This is a genomic window from Williamsia sp. 1138, from assembly GCF_002095435.2.
In the GTDB taxonomy this organism is placed as follows: domain Bacteria; phylum Actinomycetota; class Actinomycetes; order Mycobacteriales; family Mycobacteriaceae; genus Williamsia.
The window spans coordinates 372,034-390,521 of sequence record NZ_MJEJ02000054.1 but is presented as its reverse complement, the minus strand read 5'-3'; the positions used below and the strand labels follow the sequence as shown (position 1 = coordinate 390,521).

At 66.9% G+C, this 18,488-nt stretch carries 7 protein-coding genes; 2 read left to right on the top strand and 5 right to left on the bottom strand.

Annotated elements, in window-relative coordinates; translation table 11 throughout:
* Positions 1–23: 23 nt before the first annotated feature.
* Entirely contained in the window at positions 24–179 is a 156-nt protein-coding gene (locus BH683_RS28795) for a hypothetical protein (RefSeq protein ID WP_168187146.1), read from the bottom strand.
* A gap of 246 nt (positions 180–425) precedes the next feature.
* Here BH683_RS28795 and wrbA point away from each other — a divergent pair, with 246 nt between their 5' ends.
* Both wrbA and BH683_RS28065 read left to right on the top strand, forming a co-directional pair.
* The gene (gene wrbA / locus BH683_RS28070) at positions 426–1,025 is read left to right on the top strand and encodes an NAD(P)H:quinone oxidoreductase (protein WP_084839553.1); all 600 of its coding nucleotides are present in this window, start codon (positions 426–428) and stop codon (positions 1,023–1,025) included.
* 70 nt (positions 1,026–1,095) lie between these two features.
* Entirely contained in the window at positions 1,096–1,962 is an 867-nt protein-coding gene (locus tag BH683_RS28065; protein WP_084839552.1) for an alpha/beta fold hydrolase, read from the top strand.
* 18 nt (positions 1,963–1,980) lie between these two features.
* Here BH683_RS28065 and BH683_RS28060 read toward each other — a convergent pair whose 3' ends face one another.
* The 4 genes from BH683_RS28060 to BH683_RS28045 are packed head-to-tail and all read right to left on the bottom strand — an operon-like array spanning position 1,981 to position 18,449.
* On the bottom strand, positions 1,981–3,288 hold the full coding sequence (locus BH683_RS28060; RefSeq protein ID WP_246833640.1) for a SidA/IucD/PvdA family monooxygenase: 1,308 nt from the start codon (positions 3,286–3,288) through the stop codon (positions 1,981–1,983).
* A complete protein-coding gene (locus tag BH683_RS28055; protein WP_084839550.1) occupies positions 3,281–5,083 on the bottom strand; it encodes an ABC transporter ATP-binding protein in 1,803 nt (600 codons plus the stop codon). The genes BH683_RS28060 and BH683_RS28055 overlap by 8 nt, the downstream gene beginning before the upstream one ends.
* On the bottom strand, positions 5,080–6,789 hold the full coding sequence (locus BH683_RS28050; protein WP_084839549.1) for an ABC transporter ATP-binding protein: 1,710 nt from the start codon (positions 6,787–6,789) through the stop codon (positions 5,080–5,082). Before BH683_RS28050 ends, BH683_RS28055 begins: the two co-directional genes overlap by 4 nt.
* Positions 6,786–18,449 (bottom strand): non-ribosomal peptide synthetase, encoded by an 11,664-nt coding sequence (locus tag BH683_RS28045; protein ID WP_143696150.1) that lies wholly within the window; start codon positions 18,447–18,449, stop codon positions 6,786–6,788. The genes BH683_RS28050 and BH683_RS28045 overlap by 4 nt, the downstream gene beginning before the upstream one ends.
* Between the last annotated feature and the right edge of the window lie 39 nt (positions 18,450–18,488).

Below are 18,488 nucleotides of genomic sequence, written 5' to 3'. Positions count from 1 at the left end.
CTTCGTCGTCTCTCATGGGTTTGCTATCCCTGTTCGTTCGGAGATTCGATGAGCGGTGAATCGCTCTCTTGGGACGCGTGCGGGTAGTCGTCGTCATCCTCGGTGTCGGTGACGGGCAGAGCCTGTTCGAGCTCGTCCGCGACGTCAGCATGCGGGATCGGCTCTTGCGGAGTGCTCATCTGTTCGGGCTCCTTTCTGCGCCGCGGCGCACGGGTGTGAGACGGCCTGCCGAAGGCCTCGTGCGTCGGCTACCCGCTCGGCCGCCTACTCAATCTGCGTGACCGGCGTCCACTACGCGCTGCCGAGATCGATCGTCCGGAAAACGCTCGCCGGCCGATGTCTCAAACCCTTGCCTTCTGGGTATGCCGAATCCGGTGCCGCGCGTCAGCCGGTGCCAGGCCCCCAAGACCAGGAGGATGTCGCGTATGACCAAGTTGGCAGTCATCTACTACTCGGCCACCGGACACGGCACCGCCATGGCGGAGAAGGTCGCGAAAGCCGGTGAGGCGGCCGGCGCCGAGGTGAGGGTGCGACACATCGCAGAGACCCGTTCGCCCGAGCAATTCGCCGAGAATCCTGCTTGGACTGCCAACTACGAGGCCACCAAAGATCTGCCCGCCGCCACCGGCGATGACATCGTCTGGGCTGATGCGGTCATCTTCGGATCACCGACCAGGTTCGCCGCGACCACAGCGCAGTTCCAGACCTTCATCGATTCGCTCGGTGGGCTGTGGGCGCAGGGCAAATTGGCCGACAAGGTCTACGCGGCATTCACCTCCAGCAATACTGCTCATGGTGGCCAGGAGACGACATTGGTCAATCTCTACACCTCGCTGATGCACTGGGGTGGAATCATCGTGGCGCCCGGTTACACCGACGGCCTGAAGTTCGTCGATGGCAACCCCTACGGAGTCGGCCACGTCTCGGGCGCAGAGAACAAGAACCCGCTGGAAGACAGCACCATCGCTGCACTGGAGCACCTGGCCACGCGAGTTGTCGGTATCGCGGGCAGGTTGGCCGGCTGAGCTGAGACCTCCCCGCGTCGCGGCGACATCGATGTTGTCGCGCCACGCAGTGGCCGAAGGTGTGTGAGACATGGGTAACGAGAAGATGCTGTCGGTCAGCGGTTTTGATCTGTGTGCAGAGTCCTTCGGCGATCGCGGAGACCCGGCGCTGCTGCTCATCGGCGGAGCCGGATGCTCCATGGACTACTGGGACGTCGAGTTCTGCGGCGAACTGGCGGCAGCCGGACGCCGGGTCATCCGGTATGACCTTCGCGACACCGGCCGGTCTGTCGCCTACCCGCCTGGCGCGCCGACCTATACGTCCCGCGACCTGGTCGACGACGTCATCGGCTTGCTCGATGTCCTCGGCGTTGCAGAGGGGCATCTGGTGGGTATGTCGATGGGCGGCGGCCTTGCGCAGCTCGTGGCATCGACCCAACCCGCCCGGGTCAGGTCGCTGACCTTGTTCTCGACCACTGCAATCCGTCCGGTCGACGACGAACTACCCCCACCGAGCGCCGCCCTCATCAGGCACTTGTCGAATCCACCGGCGGAGCCGGACTGGCGGGATGCGGACGCGGTGACCAACTACCTGGTGGCAGATCTCCGTGCATACGCCGGGACGCTTCCTGTCGACGACGCTGCCGTGCGCGCACTCGTGCACAGGATCGTGCTGCGTACCAGGGACATCGAGTCCAGTGTCAAGAACCATTCAGTGCTTCCGGATCACCAGGCTCCGGCCGATCTGCAGATGTCGGCGATCACGGCCCCGACGTTGGTCATGCATGGCACCGCCGATCCGCTGTTCCCCCTCGAACACGGCAGGGCGCTGGCCAGAGCGATACCCGGCGCGAGATTCGTTGCGCTGGAAGGGGTCGGGCACGAACTACCACCGCGGCCGGTGTGGCCCGTGGTGATCGGCGAACTCATTCGGCACACAGAGCCGGCCGAAGTGTGACGTTGCTGTTCAGTGCTGTCAGACCGCCGCTCGCGGAGTCGTCGACGCACGGGCGCGCACATCCCAACGATCGCGGGCGATCGACTTCGCGATCTCACCCGCCCGAACAGCGCTGTTGGACAGCAGCGATGAGGAAATTCCGTGCGTGTGTTCGGTTCCTCCCTGCAGGAACACGCCGCCGGGCAGCGGCGTCTTCGCGACCAGTCGGTAGTCGCGGGCGACCTGGGCGCCCTGGGCGTCGAACGCAATGCTGTCGGTGAGGTCACCGAGTATGACGCGCAGGTTCATCGGGTTGAAGCCGGTCGCGCACACCACGGCATCGCAGGCGATGTCCTCGGTCAGGCCGGACGGTTCGTGGCGCACGGTCACAATCACCTCGTCCACGCTCTCGACGACTGCGACGACCTGCGACGCGCCGTGCACGAACAGACGGCGCTGCCCGCGGACCCGTTCGTCGTACTCGCGCGCGTACAGCTCCTCGATGAGCGGAAGGTCGACCGCCGAGTAATTGGTACCCCGGTGGTACCTCATGAGCTGTTGCCGAAATTCCGGTGTGGCCGAATGGAAGTCATCGACGGCTCCGGGATCGAAAATTCGGTTGGCGTAGGGGCTGTCGTCGGCCGGACTGTATCCGTACTTGGCGAAGACCGCGTGGATCTGTGAGTCCTGATGGTGGGTGTGCAGGTGCTCCACGACCTCGGCGGCGCTCTGACCGGCGCCGATCACGAGAAAACTCTTCGGAGTCGGGTCTGGCAGCTCAGCCAGATGTGACAGCAGTTGGTGATTGTGGAAGACCCGTTTCGATGCCGCCACGCCGTGCGGCATCTTCGCCGCCAGCCCTGCAGCGACCACGATGTTGCGGGCGTGCACCACACCCGCATGTCGTCCCTCCACTGTGACCGCAAAGGTGTCGCCCATGCTGTCGATCGAGACCACCCGACTGCCGTACGAGACAGCGGCATTCACGCCACGGGCCGCCCACTCGAGGTAGTCGTGGAACTCATGGCGCGTCGGGAAGAACGTCTGGAAGTTGACGAATTCCGTGAGCCGGTTCACCTCGGACAGATAGTTCAGGAACGTGTAGCGGCTGCGTACATTGCGTTGGGTCGCGAGGTCTTTGAGAAACGACACCTGCATGGTGGTGCGAGGGAGCAGCATCCCCGGATGCCAACCGAACTGCTCTTTGGTCTCGACGAATCGCGACGTGAGTTGTTGCTCCGGCGGCAATTCGGCGTTGAGCTCTTCCAGCGCTATCGCGAGGGCAAGATTCGACGGGCCGAACCCGACGCCGAGGATGTCGACGACCTCCGTGTTGTGGTCATTCATCATCCGCATCCTTTCCTTGTCCTTGGATGTTCCAAGCGGTCCACAACTGGGCGAAGGGGCCCGGCGTGGCGAGTAGTTCCGATGGTGTTCCCTGCTGGACCAGTACTCCTCGGTCCATGACGACCACGCGGTCGCAGGTGACCGCCTGGCTCAGTCGGTGGGCGACGATCAGCGTCGTGCGTCCCGCGGTGGCGGCGATGGCCGAACGATCAAGATCGCGGGCTCCCAGACTCCCCGCCTCCGCGGTGGCCTCGTCCAGCACCGCAACAGGTGGGTCGATCAACACGAGTCGGGCGAGCGCGAGTTGTTGTGCCTGGGCGTCGGTGAGTTGGTGGCCACCCTCACCGACGATGGTGTCGAGTCCGTGCGGGAGATCTCGGGCCCACTCGAGCGCGCCGACGCCGGCGAGGGCCGCCCGGATGTCGTCGGCGCCGGCCGCCGGTTTCGCCAACTGCAAGTCCTCGGTGATCGTGCCGGCGAACACATGCACGTCTTGGCTGAGCACCACGACGTGTTGGCGCACGGTGCGATAGGGCAGGGCGTGAAGGTCGACTCCGCCGATCGTCGCGGAGCCCGAGGTCGGGGGATAGGTGCCGGCCGCGATGGCCGCGAGCGTGGACTTGCCTGCGCCGCTCGGCCCGACGAGTGCCACCGAGGTCCCCGGTTCGATCCGCAGGCTGACACCACGCAGCACCGGATGTCCCGCGTCGTAACCGAAGTGCACATCGCGCAACTCGAGCGCACTGTCGGCGGGCACGGCGGGAGCCGACGCGTAATCGGTCTCATTCGTGGTGTCGGCGTCGGCCACGCCGACGAGTCTGGTCAGGCCGGCCGCGGCCAACTGGAGATCGGCAAAGCTGTAGAGGATCATCCCTATCGGGTTGAACAGGCGGTGGAAGAGCAGCGCTGCGGCGGTGGTCGCACCCACGGTCACAGCACCGTCCTCGACGAGGATGAAACCGACCACCAGAATTGCTGCGAGACCGATGAACTCCGCCCGATTGACCCGCCCCACCAATCGAGTGAACAGGGTGAAGGCCGAGATGGAGATGTCGCGTGCGGCTGCCGACGCGGCTTCGACCCGGGCGATCTCCCGTTCTTCGATTCCGTAGGCGTGCACGGTACGTGCACCGACGATCCTCTCGACGAGTACCTGGGATCGTTCGGCGACCGCTCGTCGTTCGGCTCTGTAGCGGGGTGTCGAACGTGGCAGGTACCAGTGCAGCGCGAGGCCGTACAGGGGGATCGCGATGGCCCCTGCGAGACCGAGCCGCCAGTCCAGACCGGCCATGGTGATGATGCTGACGGCAGCGAGCACCGCGGAGACCACGACCGTCGGCAGAACGGTCGAGACCGCTTTGCTCACCGCGGCAACATCATTGCTGACCCGGGACAGCAGGTCGCCCCGGCCGGCGTCCTCCATGGTCTCCGCGGGCAGCCGTAAGGCGGTCCGGATGACCGACTCCCGCAGGTCCGCCAACAGGTCGGACCCGAGTGCCGCGATGACGTACATCGAGAACCCGGTGGCCAGTCCGCCCACCAGGGCGGCGGTGGCAGCGATCGCGGCGATCGGAAGCAGGACCGAGAGCCGGCCCTCGTCTGCCACCTCGTCGACCAGGATCCCGAGTACGAGGGCCGGCGCGACCGCAGCGATCCCGGCGAGCAAGGAGGCCAGGGCAATTCGGACGAGAGCGGGTCTGCGTTGCGCCAGTGCGACGGTGAGCCGGCGACGAGTCGCGGCACCCGTTGCGACCGGAAGTGCCGTGTGCCTGGTCGGGTCATGTGCGAGGGTCAACGGAGCACCGCCTCGCGGTAGCGCAGGTCGGCCGAGGCGAGCTCGGCATGGGTACCTTCGCCGCGCACCCTGCCACCGTCGACGAAGATCACGCGATCTGCTGACGCCAGTAGCGCGGGACTGCTCGTGATGACGATCGTGGTGTGGTCGCTTCGGCCCTCGTGACGTCGTCGATAGAGTTCGGCGGCCACGGTCCGTTCGGTGACGGAGTCGATGGAGGTCGTCGGATCATGCAGCACGAGAACCGAACTGTCGGAGGCCAGCGCACGGGCCAGTGCCACCCGTTGGCGTTGACCACCGGACAAGGACTGCCCGCGGTCGGAGATCATCCGGTCGATCCCCTCCGGGTGGGAGTCGATGAGGTCGGCTGCCGCAACGGCCCTGAGTGCGGCAGCGGCGTCCGACGCCGCCGCGGCAGGCGCGCCCGTGGTGACGTTGTGCAGCAGGGAACCGCTGAACAGGTCCGTCAGGTGTGGCTGCACCAGCAGTGCGCGGGGAAGCTCGGTCAGATCGGCCGCGGCCGCCGGGATGTCAGAGACCCACACGTCGCCGCGGTGCGGCGTGGCGCTTCCGGCGAGCAGGTCGATGATGCTCGTGCCGTCGATTTGGTCTGTCACCACCACCCCAAGGCAGTCACCGGGTTTGGCGATCATGCTGAGTCCGTGCAGCGATGCGTACTCGACATTCCGGAATTCCACGCCGTGCGGACCTGGTCCGAGCCGTGAGACCCCGGCAGGTTTGGCGAACTCGGCGTCGGTGATCAGGGCAAGACGCTGCGCCGAGGCCCTCGCGGTTGCGGCCTTGCCCGGTAAGAGGGAGAGCATGGCGAGCGGTTCCAGGAAGAACTGGGCCAACCCCAACACGGTGATCAGCTCACCGATGCTGATGCGGCCCTCGAGCGCGAACCACCCGGCTCCGGTCGCGACCGCCACCGCCAGGATCGCACTGACCCCGATCGCAGCGCCCATGAACGCGCCCTGCCCGGCGGACGTGCGGCGCATGGCCGTCAATGCGTGCCGGCTCGCGGCGGAGTACCGCTGCGCTGCCGCGTCTTCGGCACCGATACCGCGAAGTGGCCGCAGTCCGGCGATCAAATCTGTTGCAGCGCCGGTCGCTCTGGCGATGCGCGTCTGCTGGTCCAGGGTCTGCCGGGTCAGCAGGGGAGCGCTCAGCTGCAGAAGACCGAGCACCAGCGGCACCCCGAACAGCACCGTGAGACCCAGTGGCACGTCGATGATCAGCAGGGCCACCGCGCAGACGGCGAGAGCGGCCAGGGCGCCCAGGGCCTGTGGCAGATAACGCAACAGCGCGGCGGTCTCATCGGCGTCGGTTCCGGTCACGGCCAGCAGTTCGCCGCTGCGAAGGTCGGTCCGCAACCGCCGGGGGCCGAGTATCCGGCGTACCGCGTCCATGCGCAGTCGATGAGCCTGACGCAGTGCTGCGTTCATTCCGAGGCGGGCACCGAGCCGATAGCAGGTCGTCAGTGCCACGAAGACACCGGCGAGCACACCGATCCACAAGGCCAGGGCTCCGAGGTCGCCGCCGTCGACGGCCTGATCGACGATGACGCCGATCAGGATGGGAACCGCGACCTCGCACATCTGATGCAGACACAGCAGTACCGAACCGGCGGTGAGTGGTCCACGCCGGTCGAGCAGGCTCTGCCGGATGATCGACCAGCCGGTGGTCGTGTCTCGTGGTGTCATCCGCCGGCCTCGACGACCTGGGCCGAGCGGGGGCCGCGTTCGAGATGCCCCGCGATGATCGGTCCGGCCGTACGCAGCGCCGCAGGGCTGCACATCTGCCAATGGGTGACCGGTAGCGGATGTATCTGGGCAAGGCCTGTCACATGGGGAGCCCAGGAGTCGAACGCTGCCGTCGAGCCGGGATCATCCGCGTCTGCCGAGAAGAACAGCAGGTCTCCGTCGAACTTTCCCGGAACATGCTTGTGGAGCAACGCTGCATGGTGCTCGGCGGCCGCGATCAGGCGTTGTACCTGGGGTTGGCGCAGGCCGGGCGGCATGTCCTCGATCTCGGCGAGGACATCGGCGACGGACTCCGTGGTCAGGTGACTGAGGTGGTCTGAGCCGACATCGTCGAGACCCAGAGCCCCGAGGACGTCCGCGGCGCGCAGACCGGTGTCATCGGTGGAGACAACGGGAATTGCGCTGCTGTCGAGGATGATCAGCGATCCCACCTCGGCACCCGCTTGCGCGAGTTGCGCTGCCATGGCGTGCGCGATCACGCCGCCCAGCGACCAGCCGAGGAGGTGGTACGGCCCGTCGGGGGCAATCCGCCGGACCTCACGAAGGTAGCGCGCAGCGATCGCATCGATCGAGTCGGCGAGAGGTTCTTCGGAGTGCAACCCGGGCACCTGGAGACCGTAGACCGGTCGGTTGTCGTCGAGGTGGCGGGCGAGACCGGCGTAGCTCCACGACAGGCCGAGAATCGGGTGGATGCAGAACAGCGGTGTCGCTGTGCCGGTCTCGCGGATCGGGAGTACCACGTCGAGCGCAGCATCGGCAGCCATCGGGTCGAAGGTGTCGATGCGTCGGGCCAGCGCGAGCACCGTCGGGTCGGCGAGGAACCACTGCAGGGGAATCGGGCGCTGCAGCTGGTCGCGGATCTGTCCGAGCACCCCGATCGCCGTGAGCGAGTTGCCGCCGATGGAGAAGAAGTCGTCGTGAACGCTGACGGCCGGGATTCCCAGTGAGTCGGCGAACGCGGCTGCCACAACGACCTCCGTGGCGGTGGCGGGTGCGCGATGCGGTACCCCGGACTCGAAATCGGGCTGCGGGAGCGCCCTCTCGTCGAGCTTTCCGGTCGGGGTGAACGGAATGGAGTCGGTTGCCATGATGACGCCGGGCAGCATGTGCCGTGGCAGGAACTCGGCCGCGAAGTCCGAGATCTCATCGGTCCGTGACCCGTCGTGCGCCGGCGCGACGACATAGGAGACGAGTACCACCTGTCCGCCCGGTCCGGGTCGGGCGATCGTCACGGAGCGATCGACGTGGGGGTGTCGCGTGAGAACTGCGTCGATCTCACCCAGTTCGATCCGGTGCCCGCGGATCTTGACCTGGTTGTCGGATCGGCCGTGGTAGCGCAGTTCGCCGGAGGGCATCGTCGTGACGAGGTCGCCGGTTCGGTACATCCGGTCTCCGCCGTCGCCAAAGGGATTGGCGGTGAATCGATCTGCGGTGAGCGCCGGTCTGCCGTGGTAGCCGCGAGCGAGCGCCGGGCCCGCCAGGTACAGCTCGCCGGTCACACCGGCGGGCACCGGGCGAAGGCGTGAGTCGAGAACCAGCAGTTCGAATCCGTGGACCGGTCGTCCGATGGCCACCGGGCGCCCGGCGTGCAGCTCGGAGACCGTGGCGATGTCGGTCGCCTCGGTGGGGCCGTAGCCGTTGCGCATCTGCCGTCCCGGGGCCCAACGATCGACCAGTTCGGCGGAGACCGATTCGCCGCCCACGCCCAGGACCAGCAAGCCGGGCAGGTCGACCGGATCGAGCATGCCGAGCATGGTCGGCGTGATCAGCGCGTGGGTGACCCCGTGTCCGCCGATGAGATCGGAGAGTTCGGCGGGCGTGAGGTCGGGCGGGGAGATGACCAGGGTCGCCGCAGCCGACAGGGCGGAGATCTGTTCTCCCACAGCCATGTCGAAGCTCGGTGACGTGTTGTGCAAGAAGCGTGACGTGCTGGTCATGTGGTACCGCAGGAGTCGCTCTGCGGCGAGGTTGGCCAACCCCTGGTGCGTGACGACGACGCCCTTCGGCGTACCGGTGGAGCCGGACGTGTAGATCATGTAGGCGGGGTGCCGCGGTTCCGACGGGTGGTGCTGCGGAGGCTGCGCGGGATCGGTGAACAGCTCCTGCGGAAGGTTTTCGAGGACAACCCACGTCACCGAGTCCGGCAAGCCGGGCCGTTGGTCGCGAGTGGTGATGCCCAGGGCCGCTCCACAGTCGGAGAGCATGTGCGCGATGCGATCAGCAGGATAGTGCGGATCGATGGGGACAAACGCTGCACCGGTCTTCGCGACCGCCCACACCGCGCGGACCGAATCCAGCGACCGGGGCACGGCGACGGCGACGAAGGTCTCGGGGCGGGCCCCGCGGTCGGCGAGTAGACGGGCGAGAACATCGGTCCACTCATCGACGTCGCGATAGCTGTACCCGCGGTTCCGCCAGAGGACCGCGATCCCTGCTGGATTGGCGTCCACGGCTGATGCGATGAGCTGGGCCAGGGTGGCCTGGGGGACTGCTGCCGGACCCCGCATCGGGACGAGTTCGGCACGTTCGGCGTCGGACAACAAGTGCAGCTGTCCGGTTGGTGAATCCGGTTCCTCGGCGACAGCCCGCAGGACTCGCCGCAGTCTCCCGGACAGTGCCTCGACGGCTCCACGCGTGAACGCGTTCTCGTGAAAGGTCAGGCGCAGCGCCAGCTCCGTTCCGGGATCAGCGGTCAGAGACAACGGATAATGGGTGGCCTCGGAGCCGTCGACACCGGTGATCTGCATGCCGTCGATCGATCCGGCGGCCGCGATCGCGTCTGCGTCGAGCGGATATGACTCGAAGACGGTCAGGGTGTCGAAGAGGGAACCGGGTCCGGCGGCAGCCTGGACATCGACCAAACCGAGGTAGTGATGCTCGAGGAGCCGGGTCTGCTCGGCCTGTTGTCGTTGCAGCAGAGCGGATATCGGTTCGTCGGCGTCGATCACGACCCGGACCGGAACGGTGTTGATACACAGTCCGACCATGGACTCGACGCCGTCCAGATCGGCAGGCCGTCCCGAGACGGTGGCGCCGAAGACGACATCCTGCGAATCGACCTGCTGCGCGATGACGATGGCCCAGGCGATTTGGACGATGGTGTTGAGGGTGACGCCGAACCGGGCTGCCACCGCACTCAGCGCAGCGGTCGCGGCCTCGTCGACGACATCGGTCACTGAGTTGATCTCGCCGGTCGCAGTGTGGTTCTCGACCAGCAGCGTGGGCTGGTCACACCCGGCAAACGCCTCGGCCCATGCTGCCCGCGAGGCGTCGTGGTCCTGCCGGTGTACCCAGAGGAGGAAATCGCGGTACGACGGAGCGGGTGGGAGAACGGTGGAGTCGGCATGTGTCGCGTACAGCACCAACAGGTCTCGGAGCAGTAGCGGCATGGACCAGCCATCGACATTGATGTGATGGAGGGTCACCACGAGCTGCCAGTGGTCGTGCCCGGTTTTGATCAATGCGAACCGCAGCAGGGGCGGCCGTTCGAGTCGGAACCGGGTGCCGAGTTCGCGGCGGCGCACGCCGCCGACGGCACGGCTCGATTCGTCGATGTCCAGATCGCTCACGTCCAGTTGTTGCCAGCCGGGTTCGACGTGGTCGACCACGAGCTGCACTGCCGCGCCGCCGCTGCCGGTCACGAACGCGGTTCGAAGATTCTGGTATCGCCCGACCAGGGCCACTGCCGCAGACCGAAGGCGGGCGCCGTCGACCACACCTTCGAGGTCGAGCACGGTCTGGGAGACATAGACATCGCGCACGGGTGCCAACTGAGCGTGGAAGGCAAGACCCTGTTGCAGCGGAGACAACGGCCAGACGTCGGACATGTCTGGGTAACGGTGCCGCCAGCGGTCGAGGTCGGCCTGGGCGACCTGGAACGGATGGAGATCCGAGGGCGTGAGCTGTCCGCCGTTGGCCCTCACGTCATCGGTGAGCACTTCCAGCGAGCGAGTCCAGTACTCGGTCAATGCGCTCACGTCCGAGTGGGAGAGCACCCCGCTCGCATACCCGAAGACCGCGGAGAGGACGGCGGAGCCGTTCGACTCCGTGACGATCGCGTTGACGTCGAGCGCAGCGGCCGCCGGCATGTCCCGGTCCGCATCGGGTTCGAGGATGCCGTCGGTCGCGGGCATCCAGCCGAGCTGGGCGAGTTCCTCGGGAACCGCCTGTGCCCCGGTGCGTCCGAGGTAGTTGAAGCTGATCGCGGGCGGGTGGGTCGTGGTGAGGGCAGCACTCGACGCCGGGTTCAGGTGCCGCAAGATCCCGAATCCGATCCCCCGCCGCGGGACCGCACGGAGGTGTTCTTTCACCCGCTTGAGCACGGCGACCGCGGTCGGCCCGGCCAGGGTCGCAGGCAGTTCGAGTCCGCTCAGGTCGAATCGGACGGGATAGACGCTGGTGAACCAGCCGACGGTGCGGGACAGATCGGCGCCCGGTACCACGGACTCTTCACGGCCGTGCCCTTCGAGCTGTGCGAGCACGGACACCTGCCTGTCGCCGTGCTCGGCCCGCCAGACGTAGAGGGCGTGCATCAACGCGGCGAGGAGCACGTCTTCGACATTGCTGCGGAAGGCTCTCGGTACCTCGTCGATCACGGCCCGGGTCAGATCCCGATCGAGTTCGACCGTGATCCGCTCGACGCTTGCGACGGTATCGATCCGAGGGTCGAGATGCCGTGGCCCCAGCGGATGGTCCGGTGCTGCGAGCACCGACTGCCACCATGGCAGTTCGGCGGTCGCTTCCGGCGCGAGCGCATGCTCGAGCAGGGCATGCGACCATCGGCGCAACGATGTCCCCACTGGTGCGAGTACCGGAGGCAGGCCTGCGGACAGGGCGGCCCAGGCCGAGATCATGTCGGGTACCAGGATTCGCCAGGAGACGCCGTCGACGATCAGGTGGTGCAGCGCGACGACGAGTCGACCGGAATGGCCGGTATCGATCCAGACGAACTGCATCATGTCGCCGGTGCGAGGATCCAAGCGGCCCAGGGCCTGCCGATATTCGGCTTCCGTCGCGGCGCTGGGATCTGTGCCGGCGGGCACCTCGACATGTCGCAGGAGACGATCGACCGCCACCGAGGCGGCAGGCCGGATCTCGAGTCCGGTATCGGTGAGGACGGCCCGCAGGGCGTCGTGGTGATCGATGACGGCGGACAGGGTCGCCACGATGCCCGCCCGGTCGATGCCCTCCGGGAGCTCGAGCACCAGAGCCTGGGAGAAGCGCCCGAACCCTCCGGGGCGTTCGACCATGTCCCGCATCACCGGGAGCAGGGGTAGCGAGCCGGTGCCACCGCCAGGGAGTTCCGCGAGCCGTACGTCGTCTGCCGGGTCTGTGCCGGCGACCTTGGCCAGCGCGGCGACGGTCTTGTGTTCGAAGACATCACGTGGGGTGAAGTGCACGCCGCGGGCGCGGGCGCGGGATACGAGTTGAATCGATCCGATGCTGTCGCCACCGAGTGAGAAGAACGAGTCGTCGACCCCGATCCGTTCTCGTCCGAGCAGCTCTGCCATCAGCTCGGCGATGGTGGTCTGCACCGCGTCAGCGGGAGCCCGGTAGGGGGTCGTCGCGGTGGTGAAGTCGGGCACCGGAAGGCGATCGTGATCGAGTTTTCCGTTGACGGTCAACGGAAGTCGATCGACCACCACATACGCCTCGGGCACCATGTGCGCGGGTAGCGCAACGGTCAGGGCAGTACGGATCGCGGCGGTGTCGATTGCGACGTCGTGGCGCGGCACCAGGTAGACCACCAGACGGTCGCCGTGGTCGGTGACCCGTTTGAGGACCACCGCCTGCCGGACGCCGGGCAGGCGGTGTGCCGCGGATTCGATCTCGCCGAGTTCGATGCGGTAGCCGCGGATCTTGACCTGGTTGTCGGAGCGACCGTGATAGCGCAGTTCACCCTCGACCCAGGAGACGACGTCGCCGGTCCGGTACATGCGGGCACCCGGGACCGAGAAGGGATTGGCCACGAACCGCTCTGCGGTCATCGCGTGTCTGCGGTGATAGCCGCGGGCCAGTCCCGGTCCCGCGAGATACAGCTCTCCGGTGACACCGACCGGGACAGGCCGCAGCCGGGTGTCGAGGACAAGTAGTTCGAAGCCGTGCACCCCCGTGCCGATCGTGACCGGTTGCCCGGCCTCGAGGCGGGCCACGGTGGCGATGTCGGTTGTCTCGGTGGGACCGTAACCGTTGCGCATCTGCCGCCCGGGTGCCCATCGATCGATGAGGTCGGTGGTGACCGCTTCTCCTCCCACACCGAGGACGATCAGCTCGTCGAGCCCGGTGGGATCGAGCGCGGTGAGCATCGTCGGTGTGATCAACGCATGCGTGATGTGTTCGGAGGCAAGCAGATGCGTCAGTTCCTCCGGCGACAGATCCGGCGGCGAGATGACCAGCGTTGCGGCGGCCGACAGGGCGGCGATCTGCTCGCCGATGGCCATGTCGAAGCTCGGCGAGGTGTTGTGCAGGAATCGTGCGGACGGATGCATCGCGTAGTTCAGGCGGCGTTCCGCCGCGAGGTTGGCCAGCCCGCGATGGGTCACCACAACCCCTTTCGGGGTCCCGGTCGATCCGGAGGTGTAGATCATGTAAGCGGCGTGATCGATGTCGACGGAGACGCCGGCGGCGGCGGAGTCTGCATCCCCCTCTGCATCTGCACACGCGTCCGCGGGCACGAGATCGTCGACGATGATCCAGCGCACGGTGTCGGGGAGGTGGGCACGGTTCGCCGCAGTGGTCAGTCCGAGGCGAGCACCGGAGTCGTTGAGCATGTGTGCGATTCGCTCTGACGGATACGCAGGATCCACCGGGAGGAACGCGGCACCGGTCTTGATCACCGCCCAGGTGGCGCGCACCGAGTCCAGCGATCGGCGAACAGCGATGGCGACGGGGGATTCCGGCGCGGCGCCCTGCGATATCAGTCGCTGCGCGAGCTCGGTGGACCAGTCATCGACCTCTCGGTAGGTGTGTCCGACGCCCTGCCACTGCAGCGCGACGCCGTCTGGGTTCGCCTCGACTGCTGCTGCGATCAAGGAACCGAATGTCTGGGGTGCCACCGATGTGCGGCCGAGGGCGGGGGCCAGGCGCTCGTACTCGTCGGAATCGAGGATGGCCACATCACCGACCGGCGTCTCCGGTCGATCGGTGAGGGCGGTGAGCAGCATCAGGAAGCGCGACACCATCGCCGCCGCGGTGTCCGCATCGAAGATGTCGGTGGCATAACGCAGTTCGCACCGGAGCGTGCCGTCGACCTGTTCATCGATGTTCAGTGCCAGATCGAAGTGCGTGGTCCCGTGTTCGAAGTTCAGGGCCCGGACGGCGAGTTCGGGGAGTTGAAGCGCGGCCGCCCCGTCGCCGGTGGTCACCGTGTTGGTCTGCACGCTGAGGGTCACCTGGAACACCGGCGAGAAGGACTGCGTCCGCGGCACGTCGAGCTCGTCCACCAGGCGTTCGAACGGTACGTCTGCGTTCGCGTAGGCGGCGAGGTCGGTGGCGCGCACCTGATCGACGAGATCGTTGAAGCTGGTCGCGGGATCGACGATCGTCCGGAGCGGCACGGTGTTGACGAACATACCGATCAGGTCGTCGAGCAACGGGTCCGAACGGCCGGAGATCGGCGTCCCGATGACGATGTCGGTGGTGCTGCACAGGCGTGACAGCAGGGTGGCGTACGCGGCATGCAGAGTCATGAACATGGTGGCGTCATGCAGCCCGGCGATGTCGCGCAGGCGACTCGCGAGGTCCCGATCCACCGCGAAATCGATTGCGGCGCCGCGGTGACTGACGACCGGCGGCCGTGGACGGTCGGTCGGTAGTGACAGGACCGCAGGTGCGTCGCGCAAGACCTGCTTCCAGTGGTCGATCTGCTTGGTTCCGGCTGCGTCGGGATCGCCTGGGGCCCCCAGCCACGTGTTCTGCCACACCGCGTAATCCGCGTATTGGGCCGGCAGCGGTTGCCATCCCGGGGCGGCTCCTCGCTTGCGTGCCTCGTAGGCGATGGCGATGTCGCTGGCAAGTGGGGCCAGCGACCCACCGTCGGCGACGATGTGGTGCATGATCACCACGAGCACGTGGCTGTGTGCGTCGAGTCGGAACAGCCGGGTGCGCAGGCTCATCGCCTGGGTGATGTCGAAGGGGACACCCGCGAAAGCGCCTATTGCCGGCACCAGTGCGGCGGGGGTGAGCGGGTGCGGGGTGAGATCGATGCATGCCTGCTCGATCGGCAGCACCCGCTGTACGGGACCTGCAGCGTCTTCGGGGAACACGGTTCGCAGAGACTCGTGCCGTCCGGCGACGTCGAGCATGGCCGCTTCCAACGCCGGGGTGTCCAGATCTCCGTCGAGGCCCACCACCAACGGGAGATGGTAGGCGGTTCCGAGGGGATCGAACCGGTGGAGGAACCACATCCGCGTCTGCGCCGGAGAGAGCGGGATCCGGGCGGGACGCGCACCGGGAACCAGAGTCGCGCGCGGGGGTCCCGATGACGCCGGGCGCCGGGCGATCCCGCTGACCGTCGGATTGTCGAAGATCTCGCGGACGGTGAGGCGGGTGTGCAGGTCTGCGTTCACCCGTGAGATGAGCCGGGTTGCCGCAAGGGAATCGCCACCCAGATCGAAGAAGCTGTCGTCGGCGCCGACCCGGTCGAGGTCGAGCAATTCCGCGAAAATCGTCGCGACGCGGACTTCTGCGGGGGTTGCGGGGAGCCGGAAAGGGGCCGATGCCAGTTCTGGTTCCGGGAGGGCAGTCCGGTCGACCTTGCCTGCGCGGGTGGTCGGCATCTGATCGAGCACCGTGATCACCGCCGGCACCATGTAGCCGGGAAGCGATTGGGCCGCAGCAGCCCGAAGGACAGCCGGTTGCGCCACCGCGCCCGGCGCGGCACAGATGTAGGCGACCAGGATCGTCTGGTCGCGCCGGTCTTTCCGGGCGACGACCACTGCCGTGCCCACGTCGGCACGGCGGTTCAGCAGTGCCTCGATCTCGCCGAGTTCAACCCGTTGGCCGCGGACCTTCACCTGTGAATCGGTACGTCCCAGGTACTCGAGCCGGTGGTCGGCCGTCCAGCGAACCATGTCGCCGGTCCGGTACATGCGCTGGCCTCCGCCGATCGGATCGGCGACGAACCGTCCTGCGGTCAACGCGGGGCGGTCGAGGTATCCGCGGGCCAAACCCGGACCCGCGAGGTAGAGCTCACCGGCGACGCCTTCGGGCATCGGGCGCAACCAGCGATCGAGCACCAGTGCCCGGACCCCTTGCAGGGGCGCGCCGATGGTGATCGCGGCAGGGGTGTCGAGGGCCTCGGACATGCTGACGACGATGGTGGCCTCTGTCGGACCGTAGCTGTTGTAGAACCGCAGCCGGGTGCCGAACCTCGCAACGAGATCGGGTGGGCACACATCGCCGCCGACCACGATTGCCTCGAGCGACTCGAGTCCGGTGGCGTCGAGGGTGCCCAGAACGGCAGGCGCGCTGACGATGTGGGTGACGTTGCCGCGCCGTATCACCTCGCCCAGTTCGTCACCCCCGACCACATCTGCCGGCGCGATCACCAGTGTCGCCCCCGCGCTGAAGGCCAGGACCATCTCGAAGATCGATGCGTCGAAACTCGGTGAACTCACCCGCAGAACCCGGGACGTCGAGGTCACGGCCAATTCGGGACGCGCTTCCGCCGTGAAGGTCGCCAGGCCCCTGTGTGAAACGGCAACGCCCTTGGGCACACCGGTCGAGCCGGAGGTGTAGATGATGTACGCGACGTGGTCGAGACGCAGGCGCAGCCCACGGTCGGCGTCGGTGATGGGCGCATCGGATTCGGCGGCAACGGCGCCGCTGAAAGCGGCATCGTTGATCTCGAACCACGGGATCATCTGCGGCAGAACGGCGGTGGCGTCCGTCAGGCCGATCGTCGCCGCCGAGTCGGCGATCATGTGCTCCAGTCGCTCCGCCGGGAGCAGCGGATCAAGGGGGAGATACGTGGCACCGGTCTTCGCGATCGCCCACAGTGCGACGATACCGTCGACGCCGCGTGGGAAGGCCGACGCGATCACGGACCCGGCAGTGGCGCCCAGTCCGATGAGCCGCCGGGCGAGCCTGTTCGTGGATCGGTCCAGTTCGACGTAGTCGATGGTGAGATCGCCGAGCGCGAGCGCCGACCCGCCCGCGCTCACGCCGCGAGCCAGGATGTCTGCCAGCAGGATCGGGGGGAGCGCGGGTGCGCCGAGCGCCGGTACGAGCGAGCGTCTCTCCGACGCGGTGAGCACATCGAGATCGAACACCCTGGAATCAGATGACGCTGCTGCGAAGGTTCCCAAGAGAGCGACAAACCGGCGGTGATGGTTGCTGAGGTCGGCGTCGGTGTAGGAACGGCGGTTTGCTTCGAAATCGATACGGGTGGTGCCATCGACGCTGGGATACAGATTGACCGAGAGGTCCTGAACCGGACCGGTCGACAGGATCTGGAACCGACCGGACACGGGGCCGAGTTTGACGTCGGAGGGGAAGTTCATGATGTTGATCGCCGGCCCGTAGAAGCCGCGAGGATCCTCGCTGCCGCCCACGTCGCGCCGTAGATCTTCGCTGCGGTACCGCTGATGGCGAAGGGCACCGGTGAGCTCGAGCTGAACCTGCCCGACGAGCTCGGAGACGGTTGTCGTCGGCGATATCGTCACGCGGATCGGGACGACATTGGAGACCATGCCCCCGGAGCGGCGTAGTACCGCGCTGGTGCGGCCGGAGACCGGGAGGCTGAGCACCACGTCGTCGGTGCCGGTCACGTGCGACACGTACGCTGCGAGCGCCGCGATGAGCATCGGGGTCTGGAACGAGTTCGTCTGTTGGGCGGCGACGTCGAGCGCGGCGGTGAGCTGCGGCGAGAGCAGGCCGCCGATGCGTCGCGGACATACGTCCGGCGCTGCGCTCGTCGGTGACAGGCTCACCGGGTCCGGCAGTCCCGCAGCCTTTCCCATCCAGTAGGCACGGTCTTTCGCGAAACGCGTAGACGAGCGGTATGCATCCTCGGCCGTGTTGAGCTCGGTCAGCGGCGGCACCGACGGCGGATTCGGATCGTGGTTGTCGAGCGCCGCGGTGTACAGGTCGCTGGCGCGGTTGATCAGCAGGATTGCGCCGTAGCCGTCGATGACGATGTGGTGGATGCAGGAGTACCAGTAGTAGTGCTCGTCGCCGAGTCGTAATACTGCGCCTTTGATGAGTCGGTCCCGCAACAGGTCGATCGGTGCCGAGTAGTTCGCGACCATCCAGGCCTGCGCGGCAGCTGCGGGGTCGGGCTCGCGGCGCAGGTCGATCCTCTCGAACCTGTCGGTGAGGGTGTTGTCCACGACTTGAAAAGGCGTACCGTCGATTTCGATCAATCGAAGCATTCCGCAGTCGATCTCGTGCATGCTGTCGCGCACCACGTCGTCGAGGAGGTCGACGTCCAGTGGGCCGTTGATCTCCGCGTAGTTGGCGATGACGATCGGGGTGTCGGGCATCAGGTGCTGGGCGAACCAGATCCCCCGCTGAGCCGCGGTCAGCGGGAAAGCCGAGCCGTCGGCTGTGCTGGCCGCTCGGCCGGCGGGGCTGATCTGCGACGGATCTACCGATTCCACGTGACGCTCTTTCGTATCTTCTCTGAGCGCGTAAATCAC

What these genes read in the sequence shown, in the direction of transcription:
- wrbA (WP_084839553.1), top strand. Translation starts at nt 426, where the DNA reads ATGACCAAGTTGGCAGTCATCTACTACTCGGCCACCGGACACGGCACC.
- BH683_RS28065 (WP_084839552.1), top strand. Translation starts at nt 1,096, where the DNA reads ATGGGTAACGAGAAGATGCTGTCGGTCAGCGGTTTTGATCTGTGTGCA.
- BH683_RS28795 (WP_168187146.1), bottom strand. Translation starts at nt 179, where the DNA reads ATGAGCACTCCGCAAGAGCCGATCCCGCATGCTGACGTCGCGGACGAG.
- BH683_RS28050 (WP_084839549.1), bottom strand. Translation starts at nt 6,789, where the DNA reads ATGACACCACGAGACACGACCACCGGCTGGTCGATCATCCGGCAGAGC.
- BH683_RS28060 (WP_246833640.1), bottom strand. Translation starts at nt 3,288, where the DNA reads ATGAATGACCACAACACGGAGGTCGTCGACATCCTCGGCGTCGGGTTC.